This window comes from Alteromonas sp. a30 (assembly GCF_026788005.1).
In the GTDB taxonomy this organism is placed as follows: Bacteria; Pseudomonadota; Gammaproteobacteria; order Enterobacterales; family Alteromonadaceae; genus Paraneptunicella.
Genome location: NZ_JABEPE010000005.1, coordinates 219282 through 228910, shown reverse-complemented (window position 1 = coordinate 228910; position 9629 = coordinate 219282). Strand labels below are relative to the sequence as shown.

The following is a 9629-nucleotide window of genomic DNA, read 5'->3' as shown; positions in this document are numbered from 1 at the left end:
TGAGCCAGAAGTTGAACCTGAGCCAGAAGTTGAACCTGAGCCAGAAGTTGAACCTGAGCCAGAAGTTGAACCTGAGCCAGAAGTTGAACCTGAGCTAGAAGTTGAGCCTGAACCAGAAGTTGAACCTGAGCCAGAAGTTGAGCCTGAACCAGAAGTTGAACCTGAGCCAGAAGTTGAACCCGAGCTAGAAGTTGAGCCTGAGCTAGAAGTTGAGCCTGAGCTAGAAGTTGAACCTGAGCCAGAAGTTGAACCTGAGCCAGAAATACATCCCACAACCGAAACATTTGAATTAGAAGAAGATGTTTCTTTTGACGACATAGGTGAAGACGCGCCAAGCGTTGACGATGTTTCACCTCAGCCTACAATGCCGCAAGAATCTGCGTCAGAAGAGGTTGAATTAGAATCGGAACATGACGAATTGGTTGATTATATAGTTGAGCCTAAAGAGCAAACATCATCCGAAGATGAGCCAGATTTAGCGGGTTTTGAAGCTGCTCTAGAAGATTTTGAAAGTGAACTTAATGATGCAGTAGAAGACTCCTCGGAGGACGCGACAAGCGAAGTAAATCGCGAAGCCGAAGAAGCTTCAGATGGCTTATATAACATTACGGACGCAGATTTAGAAGCCGCGTTTTCTGAGCAAGATGAAGCTAATGATAACCCGGTATCGTTCGATGAAGATTCTCCTTCACCCGAATTGGAAAATGAGCACAGCAATAAGCAACAGCCTGTAAGCTCTGACTCAGGGCCTGTTATTGATGAAACCGACTTAGATGATTTGCCCGATTTAGATGATTGGTTGGAAGACTCAGAGGGGCATCAAGATACTAACGAGAGTCATTCTGAGGAAATATCAGATATTATTTCTGACGAAGAACTGGATGAGTGGTTAGAAAATGCAGATGAAGTGCCTACTGCTGCTGATGGGATAGAGGCTTCACAACAAGCGCAAGGTCAAGATAACGATTTACCTCCGCTTGACGATCTCGAGTTTGGCATCGCGCACGAAGAAGATGAAGAATTGGCTGCAATTCTCTCCGATGCAGAAAAAGATATTGAGCAAGAGCAAAGCCTTCAAACCACGGAAGATGCTGAGGAACAAGAAGATGACTCCATGTTGGAGGAATTGGAAAATATTAGCTTTGAAGATCTGCTAAGTAGCATTGATGAAAATCAGGAAGAAACTCAGTCTTCCGAAGAGGGTTTGCCTAAAGAGTTGGAGCTACCTGACAACCCAGATTTAGACTTAGAAGCATTATTAAGCGAAGAAACTGAATCTGATGATGTGACGCCATTAGACACATCGGAAATGTCGACTGAAGAAGCGCTATCGGCCGAATTGGATAGTGACTTTACTGATGTAGAAACCTTATTGGAAGAGAGCTTAATGGCGGAGTCTCAGGTGCAACCGGAACAAGATCTAAATCTTGATGATTTGCTGTCTGATTATCCAGGAGCGCCAGGAGATGAAGATTTAATTGATGTCGACAGCGATTCTGGCAATGCTGCACAACTTGATCTTGCTAAGGCTTATATTGAAATAGACGATCACGAATCGGCTCGGGAGATTCTTATGGAACTCCTAGATAAGGCCTCTGACAAAGACTCTGAGGAAATTAACGCATTAATTGCTCAGCTTAAAAATTAAACTCAATTTAAGCATTTAACAATTTAAGGGTCGGTTTTAATCGGCTCTTTCTTTTTATCGTAAAATATTGTTGATTGAAAAGTAGTCAACTTAAGTGTATAAAAAATTATCAGCCTAAAAACGCTTATTTGAAGCTATGCTACGCAAGGCTACTTATCAAAGGCACATTCAAGTTATTGGCAGGATAGGGTATAGGTATTTATTTAACCTTATGCTATTTTTAACATAGGTATGATATTTTATTAGTTTCATATTGGCATTACTTGTAAAACGCTCTCATAAATAAGTGCTATTCTTATGTTTTAAGGCTAAACAATTTTCATTGCTAGGTGATGCGTGTAAATGAAGAAAACTGAAATTTATCGAAAAGTCGAACAAGTCATCGCTAATGTTGCCCAGTCGCAAGAACATGGTGCGCCTGATTTGATGAGTAACCTCGACATTGTTGATGATCTCGGTTTTAGTTCGTTAGCGATTGTAGCTTTAGTCGCTGATTTAGAGGATGCGTTTTCAATTAACCCGTTTGAAAACGACGATGTGAATATGCGAAATATTAAAACAGTAGGTGATCTTTGCGAAGTGTATGCCAATAAGTTGTCTCAATATTGATAGTTACCTTGGTTAATGTGGAAGACAGGGATGTAAATAGAAAACCCAATTACTCACAAATCATAGTTCATTGATATATAACGGAAATACCTTTTTGAACAAAATTATCTTCTTACTTATGTTTACATTTGATTGACAAAGTCAGTCTTATTCTCTGAAATATCGGCTGTTTTTTCTTTACAGTGAACAGAATTTATTAAACTTATGCCATTAGAAAGATGAAAAAAGCAGGGATGTTTTTCCCTTTAAGAAAACCGTTTTTTGAAATTAATACGCTTTGTTTTTCAATTGTTTGGTAAGATATTTCTTATTTTGAATTTAAGTTAATTTACCCGTTCTTAGGCAATTGACTTAACCGAAGTGTCCGTTATAGTGTGTATTTTTATATACGAGTTGCGGCCCCCTACAATGTTAAGACTCGGGGGATTAATTTCAAGGATGTCCAGTTATCCTCTTGAGGGTCGACAGGTATGAATAAAGCAATGTCAAAAAGCAAGTGGTACTAATGAGAGTCTTCGTAATATCTGACGTACACATTGATTATACAGAGAATATGGAATGGTTATTTGGTCTCTCTGGATATGACTATCAAGACGATATCCTCATACTAGCGGGCGATCTTACGGAAAGCTTGGACTTGCTTCGAAAAAGTTTTGACCAACTCGTGACCAAGTTTCATCGTGTTATGTTTGTGCCCGGTAATCATGAGCTTTGGATTGAAAAAGATAGAGAAGGCCATTCCTTAGATAAGTTCGAAGATGTCTGCAATGTTGCTGTCGAGTGTGACGTTTCTATTGAACCTTATCATGTCGGCAGTTTGTCGATTGTGCCTTTGCATGGCTGGTATGACTTTAGCTTCGCTGAGCCTGATGCGATGCTGCTCGATCATTGGATGGATTTCAGGCGATGTAAATGGCCAGAAGATGCAAAGTTAACCGATGTGACCGAGTTTTTCCTGCAAAAAAATACCAAACATTTGCAAACCAAGAACGATACCGTCATTAGTTTCTCCCATTTTTTACCCCGAATTGACTTGATGCCTCCTTATATTCCACAAAATTTCCGATTTGTGTATCCGGTTCTGGGATGTAAAGGGTTAGAAGAGCAAATTCGTCAACTTAATTCCAAAATTCATATTTATGGTCATAGTCATGTTAATCGTCATGCCATTATAGATGGCGTGAAGTACATTAATAATGCTTTTGGCTACCCATCTGAGCATAATATAGCAGTGAAAGAACTGTTGTGTGTTTACGAGCAGTAATCATACTCGCCTAGTTTAAGCGCTTTAGCGATTTTGTGTTGAGGCTCGCTTTATCATAGAATCCGCGACTATCTAAGTAGAGATTAAAAGATATGACTAGGGTTGCTTTAGGAATTGAGTATGATGGCGCAGCGTATTTTGGATGGCAGCGTCAGCGAAATGTTAATAGTGTTCAAGCAGAGTTGGAAAAAGCACTTTCATCTGTTGCTGATGAAACGGTTGAAATTCAATGTGCGGGGCGCACTGATGCGGGGGTTCATGCAACCAATCAGGTTGTTCATTTCGATTCGGTTAATACCCGCCCTATGAGAGCTTGGACCTTCGGTGTAAACGCTAATCTGCCTCAAACTATTGCTGTTAAATGGGCCACAAACGTGTCGGATGATTTCCATGCGCGTTTTTCTGCTACTTCTCGACGTTATCGTTATATTATTTACAACAGTCAATTACGAGGCGGTATTCTTTATCATGGAGTTACACACTTTTATCATCCGTTAGATGCTGAGAAAATGCACGAAGCTGCACAAAGTTTACTAGGAGAACAAGACTTTAGTGCTTTTCGAGCTGCATTGTGCCAATCTAAGACTCCGTTTCGAAATGTGCATCATGTTAAGGTGACGCGTAAAGGTGATTTCGTTATTGTTGATATTCAGGCGAATGCGTTTTTACATCACATGGTGCGAAATATCGTAGGTTCATTATGCGAAGTAGGTACTGGTGCACAGCCCATTGAGTGGATCGCCCAGTTACTCGCAGAAAAGGACCGTACGAAAGCGGCTGCAACGGCAAAAGCAAATGGTTTATATTTAGTTGCGGTGGCTTATCCTGAAGAGTTTACATTGCCAACGCCGGAACTCGGGCCTTTGTTCTTGTCAATGTAAGTTCTCAGACCAGACAAAAAATTTATGTTGTTACAATAGCGTTATATTATCGCTAAGTTTACCATTTTAGCAGCACGTTGGTCGCATATTATTCAGTTCATTGCCTTGATGGTTTGAATTGGGTCTTGCAATTTGCGGCAAATTAAGAAAAATTATACTCATCTACACTGTTGTGGATGTGATTGATTCAAAATCTGGAACTTTATTTTCATATGAGTTGGATTCAAAAAATATTGCCGCGTACCCAATCGGCAACGAAAAGTAACGTACCTGAAGGCGTTTGGACAAAATGTGGAGGCTGTAATGCAACTTTGTATAAAGTTGAATTAGAGCGCCTGTTAGAAGTGTGTCCTAAGTGTGAACATCACATGAGAATTGGGGCAAGAGCGCGAATTAATCACTTCTTAGATGCATCGGAGAAAGTTGAGCTTGGTGCAGAGCTTGAGCCACAAGATGTGCTTAAGTTTAAAGACTCCAAGCGTTATAAAGACCGCATTTCTTCAGCACAAAAAAGCACACATGAAAAAGATGCACTTGTTGTTATGCACGGCAAGTTGAAAGGACAACCTATTGTGGTTGCTGCTTTTGAGTTCAGCTTTATGGGTGGCTCGATGGCTTCCGTTGTAGGAGCTCGCTTCGTTAAAGGGGTTGAATATTGTTTACAACACAATCTTCCCCTTGTTTGTTTCTCTGCCAGTGGTGGGGCACGAATGCAAGAAGCCTTGTTATCGCTTATGCAAATGGCTAAAACCAGTGCTGCATTGGCGAAAATGAGTAAGCAGGGATTGCCGTTTATTTCAGTATTAACTGATCCGACAATGGGCGGAGTTTCTGCTAGTTTAGCGATGTTAGGCGATATTAATGTTGCTGAACCCAACGCATTAATTGGTTTTGCTGGTCCGAGAGTTATCGAACAGACAGTTCGAGAAACATTGCCGGAAGGTTTCCAGCGTAGTGAATTCTTGTTAGAGAAGGGCGCTATCGACATGATCGTCGATCGTCGTCAAATGCGTGATAAATTGTTTGGATTGCTCGATAAACTCCATTATGCGAAACAGGCGATATGACAAACGTACATACCACTCAACCAACCAGTTTGGCTGAGTGGTTAGCTTACCTCGATACATTACATTCAAAACAAATTGACCTTGGCCTCGACCGCGTTGCTGAGGTTTACCAAAATCTCAACATTCAATTTAGTGCTACCGTAATAACTGTTGCGGGCACTAATGGTAAAGGCACAACCTGTGCTGCCCTCGAGCAACTGGCTTTATACCTGCACAAACGGGTAGGAGTGTTTAGCTCTCCACACTTTATAGACTATCGCGAGCGTGTGAGAGTCAACAACCAAATGTTGGACGAACGGGCACATTGTGCAGCGTTTGAAAAAGTGGAAGCCGCTCGAGGCAATATCTCTCTTACACCCTTTGAATTTGGCACTTTAGCTGCGCTCTGTTTGTTAAGTGATAGCGAGTTGGATGTGGCTATTTTAGAAGTGGGTTTAGGAGGTCGTTTAGATTCAGTCAACGTGGTTGAACCGACACTCGCTGTTATTACCAGTATTGGTTTGGATCACCAAGAGTATTTAGGTGATACACGCGAAGCAATTGCGTTAGAAAAGGCTGGTATTTTAAGGAAGGACGGCTTAGCTGTGATAGGGGATGTCGATCCACCACATACTTTGTTGGATGAAGTCGAGCGCCTAAATGTAACAGCACTTTGGCAAAAACAGGATTTTGAGTTTGTTTATACCAAGGAAAGTACGTGGAATTGGCGTTGCGGCGAAAAATGGTTGAATGGCCTTATTGAGCGCTCTATTCCAAGGCAAAACCTCTCAACCGCGTTAGCCTGTGCCACTTTACTGGAGTGGCCCTTAGATAACTCCGCAGCACAGTTTGTATGTCGAAATGCGGCGTTACCCGGACGCTTCCAAATTGTCGGAAATGCCCCATTAGTGGTATTAGATGTAGCACATAACCCTGATGCGACGCAGTACGTTAAACAAAAATTATTGAAATTGCATCGTGGTAATTTGCATTTGGTTTTTGGCATGTTAGCGGATAAAGATATGGCAGAAAGTTTGGCGCCATTTAAGGGCCTTGGCGCATTTTGGTATGCGTCACCGTTGCCTACGCCACGCTCTGCAACAACCGAGCAGTTGCTAGAAGCGATCGATGGAGAAGAGAAAGTTAAAACTTTCGACTCTATTCAAGCCGCTCTTGAGAAAGCGAAACAAGATGCATTTGAAGATGATTGTATTTTGGTTTTTGGGTCATTTTATTCTGTTGCACAAGTCTTACCTAGCTATTCGTAGCAAAATCCCATTCTCAACAACGCATCGTATTCTTAGATTGTATTCTAAGTTCGATGCGTTAAACTTTATCGCTCTTAGTCATTTAATCGCTTGTGAGAGTGAGTAAAGCATCTGGGTGATTTACCTAAGCCTTTGATGTTCCCCGTTTTTAGTTTGATGGAAAGGAGCGTATTGCTTGGCCTCTGCATTTCAAAACAGATTAGTCGGCACTATTATTTTAGTGGCTTTGGCAGTGATATTTTTGCCTGAAGTTCTGGATGGAGAAAAACAACGTAGTCAGGACCATTTTGAGAACTTTCCCAAACCTCCTGCAATGCGAACATTATCTCCCGCAGAGAGTTTTCCCATACAAGAAGTCGAGGAAGCTGTTGCTCGCAAGGTTGAAATTGTTGATGAAAAACCCGTTGATGAATTTGGTGTTATTCCGAAGGATGATGGCTCTGACGAAATGGAAGTGTTGGCAGACGCTAGCGAAGTAGGCTCAGAAGACGTCAGTGATGCAGGTTGGATCATTCAATTAGGTAGCTTTCGTCATCAGAAGAATGTTCGGGAATTACAGAATAAATTGGAGCAAGCTGGTTATCGTACCTTCACTCGACCCATACAAACGAGTTCAGGGCTGCTAACAAAAGTATTTGTTGGGCCGGATTTAGAAAAAGATAATTTACAAAAAGCGCTGCCTCACTTACGAGAACTAACTGGATTGAAAGGAAAACTTACCCCTTTTACGGTGAACTAAAATCCGTAAAGACAAGGGGTGATTCATCTGTTAGAATGCGCGCGCATTAAATCGAGGCACAGCTCGCACCTATGAATTGGATTGACTTTACTATCCTCGGCATCATTGTTATTTCCACTTTAATTAGTCTCGCAAGGGGATTTGTTAAAGAAGCTATCTCTTTGTTAGTGTGGACTGCCGCTTTCTTCGTTTCCAGACACTTTTATCCCTACTTAGCCATTTATTTTACGAATATCCAGGACGACATTGTGCGTAATGGCGTCGCTATTGCTATTTTGTTTGTGGTGACATTGATTTTAGGTGGTCTGATTAACTATCTCGTTCATCAGTTGGTCCATATCTCAGGATTATCTGGCACCGATCGGGCGTTAGGTGCGGTTTTTGGTTTGCTGCGTGGCGCGTTAATTGTCAGCGCTGTGCTGTTTTTTATGGATTCTTTTACCCCGTTTTCCGGTTCCGTAAGCTGGCAAGAGTCCATGTTGATACCCGAATTTTCAATTGTTATTGAGTGGTTCTTTGAATATTTAAAGAACAGCTCAAGTTTTATCGCTAGTAGTTAAATGAGTGCATAAGATATGTGTGGAATTGCCGGTATAGTGGGCTTAAATGGCCCTGTTAATCAGGATTTGTTCGATGCTTTAACGGTGATGCAGCACCGGGGGCAAGATGCTGCGGGGATGATTACCATCGACAAGGGAATGTTTCATTTACGAAAAGCCAATGGCATGGTGCGGGATGTGTTTCGTAATCGCCATATGCAACGCCTAACGGGGAAGGTGGGTATTGCACATATTCGTTATCCTACCGCAGGCACATCCAGTTCGGCAGAAGCGCAGCCGTTTTATGTTAACTCACCTTACGGTATCGCGTTGGCACACAATGGTAATCTCACCAACGCAAAAGCATTGCAAGAAGAAGTGTTGCGGATTTCGAAACGCCACATTAACACCACGTCGGATTCAGAATTGCTGCTCAACATCCTCGCTGATGAGCTGCAAAAGTGTGACACTTTGAAGCTTGAAGCGAATGATGTTTTTACCGCGATTAGTCACGTACATAAGCGTATTCGAGGTGCCTACGCGGTTGTTGCTTCTATTATTGGTCACGGTATTGTTGCATTTCGTGACCCAAATGGCATACGTCCGTTAGTTATTGGAAAACGAGAAACAGCAACGGGTGATGAGTACATGGTTGCTTCTGAGTCGGTTGCATTAGATGCGGTAGACTTTACGGTTATCCGTGATATTGCTCCGGGTGAAGCGGTGTACATTACTGAAAATGGTGAGTTGTTCACACAACAATGTGCAGAGAACCCAAAGAGTGTACCTTGTATTTTTGAGTTCGTGTATTTCGCTCGTCCAGACTCCTTTATTGATGGTGCGTCGGTTTATGCTGCTCGGGTTAATATGGGGACCAGCTTAGGTCAAAAAGTCGCTAAAGAATGGGCCGACCTTGATATAGATGTTGTTATACCTATTCCCGAAACTTCCATTGATATAGCGCTCCAAATTGCTCAAGAGTTGAATCTGCCTTATCGTCAGGGGTACGTAAAAAACCGTTATATCGGTCGTACCTTCATCATGCCAGGACAAACTCAGCGTCGTAAGTCGGTACGCCGTAAGCTTAATGCGATCAAGTCCGAATTTGCTGGCAAAAACGTGCTTTTAGTGGATGACTCTATTGTTCGTGGTACAACATCAGGCGAGATTATTAAAATGGCAAGAGAAGCTGGGGCAAAAAAAGTGTATTTTGCATCAGCAGCCCCAGAGATTCGTTTCCCTAATGTATACGGTATCGACATGCCAACCTCTAACGAACTGATCGCATATGGTCGCGAGGTTGATGAGATTTGTCAGCTAATTGGTGCAGATGGGCTCATTTATCAAAATTTAGATGATCTAAAAAGCGCGGTTTCTAAAGAAAATGACCAGTTAACGGACTTTGAAACGTCGGTGTTTGATGGTCAATACGTAACTGGAGACATTACCCAAGCCTATTTAGAACAGCTCGATATGGCGCGTAGCGAAAACAGCAAGCACGATTCCGATTTAGAAGAGTTAACAAATTTGGAAATGCATATTCTGGATGAGTCAGATCAAGACTAACTTGAGAGTAGGAAAGCGCTATAGCGCCTAACACTGTTGGATAAAGTAATGAATAAAACCCGATGTCGT

Annotated in this window: 9 protein-coding genes; all 9 read left to right on the top strand. The window is 42.0% G+C overall.

Annotated elements, in window-relative coordinates; all coding sequences use genetic code 11:
- The coding region (locus HJG39_RS07495) for a FimV/HubP family polar landmark protein (RefSeq protein ID WP_326849247.1) at nucleotides 1-1648 on the top strand (1648 nt) is incomplete at its 5' end.
- 342 nt (nucleotides 1649-1990) lie between these two features.
- A complete protein-coding gene (locus HJG39_RS07490) occupies nucleotides 1991-2257 on the top strand; it encodes an acyl carrier protein (RefSeq protein ID WP_268408271.1) in 267 nt (88 codons plus the stop codon).
- Nucleotides 2258-2762: 505 nt separating this feature from the next.
- Nucleotides 2763-3521: a metallophosphoesterase gene (locus HJG39_RS07485; RefSeq protein ID WP_268408270.1), complete on the top strand. Its 759-nt coding sequence runs from the start codon at nucleotides 2763-2765 to the stop codon at nucleotides 3519-3521.
- A gap of 92 nt (nucleotides 3522-3613) precedes the next feature.
- The gene (truA, locus tag HJG39_RS07480; RefSeq protein ID WP_268408269.1) at nucleotides 3614-4402 is read left to right on the top strand and encodes a tRNA pseudouridine(38-40) synthase TruA; all 789 of its coding nucleotides are present in this window, start codon (nucleotides 3614-3616) and stop codon (nucleotides 4400-4402) included.
- A 212-nt stretch (nucleotides 4403-4614) separates the two neighbouring features.
- Nucleotides 4615-5469: an acetyl-CoA carboxylase, carboxyltransferase subunit beta gene (gene accD / locus HJG39_RS07475; protein ID WP_268408268.1), complete on the top strand. Its 855-nt coding sequence runs from the start codon at nucleotides 4615-4617 to the stop codon at nucleotides 5467-5469.
- Nucleotides 5466-6716: a bifunctional tetrahydrofolate synthase/dihydrofolate synthase gene (gene folC, locus HJG39_RS07470; protein WP_268408267.1), complete on the top strand. Its 1251-nt coding sequence runs from the start codon at nucleotides 5466-5468 to the stop codon at nucleotides 6714-6716. Before accD ends, folC begins: the two co-directional genes overlap by 4 nt.
- 175 nt (nucleotides 6717-6891) lie before the next feature.
- The gene (locus HJG39_RS07465) at nucleotides 6892-7455 is read left to right on the top strand and encodes an SPOR domain-containing protein (protein WP_268408266.1); all 564 of its coding nucleotides are present in this window, start codon (nucleotides 6892-6894) and stop codon (nucleotides 7453-7455) included.
- A 71-nt stretch (nucleotides 7456-7526) separates the two neighbouring features.
- Complete coding sequence (locus tag HJG39_RS07460; protein ID WP_268408265.1) at nucleotides 7527-8015, top strand: CvpA family protein; 489 nt, start codon at nucleotides 7527-7529, stop codon at nucleotides 8013-8015.
- A gap of 15 nt (nucleotides 8016-8030) precedes the next feature.
- Complete coding sequence (purF, locus tag HJG39_RS07455; protein WP_268408264.1) at nucleotides 8031-9560, top strand: amidophosphoribosyltransferase; 1530 nt, start codon at nucleotides 8031-8033, stop codon at nucleotides 9558-9560.
- Nucleotides 9561-9629 lie beyond the last annotated feature (69 nt).